Origin of the sequence: Streptomyces sp. MS06, from assembly GCF_047200655.1 — a bacterium.
Lineage (GTDB): Bacteria > Actinomycetota > Actinomycetes > Streptomycetales > Streptomycetaceae > Streptomyces.
Window position 1 is genome coordinate 1 of sequence record NZ_JBJZOJ010000141.1, and the last position, 1405, is coordinate 1405.

At 72.7% G+C, this 1405-nt stretch carries 1 protein-coding gene; it reads right to left on the reverse strand.

The features are described 5' to 3' along the window. On the reverse strand, positions 1-1389 hold a 1389-nt coding region (locus tag ACL02U_RS32815), incomplete at its 3' end, for a polyketide synthase dehydratase domain-containing protein (RefSeq protein ID WP_412794665.1). Positions 1390-1405 lie beyond the last annotated feature (16 nt).

Sequence of the window (1405 nt, forward strand, 5' to 3'; positions counted from 1 at the left end):
GGTGACCAAGGAGTCCACGGTGGCGACCAGTTGGCCGGTGGAGTCCGCAACCCCGATGGCCGAAACCTCCTCACCGCGCAGGCGCCGGATGTGGACGCGCAGGGCGGTGGCACCGGAGGCGTGCAGGGAGACGCCGTTCCAGGAGAAGGGCAGCATGGTCGCGCCCTCGTCCCCGTCCGTGCCGTCGAGCAGCAGGTCGACGTGCATGGCGGCGTCCAGCAGTGCCGGGTGCAGCCCGAAGCGGTGCGCCTCCTCCCACGACTCCTCGGGCAGCTCCACCTCCGCGAACACGTCGTCGCCGCGCCGCCAGGCGGCCTTCAGCCCCTGGAAGACGGGTCCGTAGAGGTATCCGCGGTTCGCCAGGCGCTCGTAGGCGCCCTCGACCTCCAGGCGTCGGGCGCCCTGCGGCGGCCAGGCGGTGAGTTCGAAGTCGGGGACGGTCGTGTGGGGGGCGAGCAGACCGGTGGCGTGCCGGGTCCAGGCGTCCTCGGTGCGCGAGAACACGTCCACGGTGCGTCGGCCCGTCTCGTCGACGGCGCCGACCACCACCTGCACTGCCGCACCGCCTCCGGCCGGCAGCACCAGCGGCGCCTCCAGCGTCAGGTCCTCGACCGCCGCGCAGCCGACCTCGTCGCCCGCCCGGACGGCGAGTTCGACGAAGGCCGTGCCGGGCAGGAGGATGCGGCCCAGGACGTCGTGGTCGGCGACCCACGCCTGCGCGTCCACCGACAGCCTGCCGGTCAGCACCACGCCACCGGACTCCGGGGACACGACCATCGCGCTCAGGAGCGGGTGGTCGACGCCGTCGAGACCGGCCGAACCGACGTCACCGGCCCTGTTCCCCGGGATGTCCAGCCAGTACCGCTGGTGCTGGAAGGCGTAGGTGGGCAGGTCCACCGGTACGCGGTCCCGCTCGCTGAACAGGGCGGTCCAGTCGACGTCGGCGCCGGAGGCGAACAGTTCGGCCAGGGCGGTCACGGCGGTGGTGTCCTCCGCCCGGCCCCCACGCAGCATGGACGCGAACACCACCTGCTCACCCGCGTCGTTGTCGTGGTCGAGGACCTGACGGGCCAGACCCGTCAGGACCGCGTCCGGGCCGCACTCCACGAACCGCGACACCCCCAGGGTCCGCAACGCACGCACCCCGTCCGCGAAACGCACCGCCTCGCGGACATGCCCCACCCAGTACTCCGGATCCGACAACAGGCCCGGCCCGGCCACCGCGCCTGTCACGTTCGACACGACCGGCACCACCGGTTCCGACCACGCCAGCCCTCCGACCACGGCGCGGAAGTCATCCAGCATCGGCTCCATCAACGGCGAGTGGAAGGCGTGCGAGACCCGCAACCGGGACACACGCCGCCCCATCCCTTCGAAGTGGGAGGCCACCGCCTCCACCCCGGCT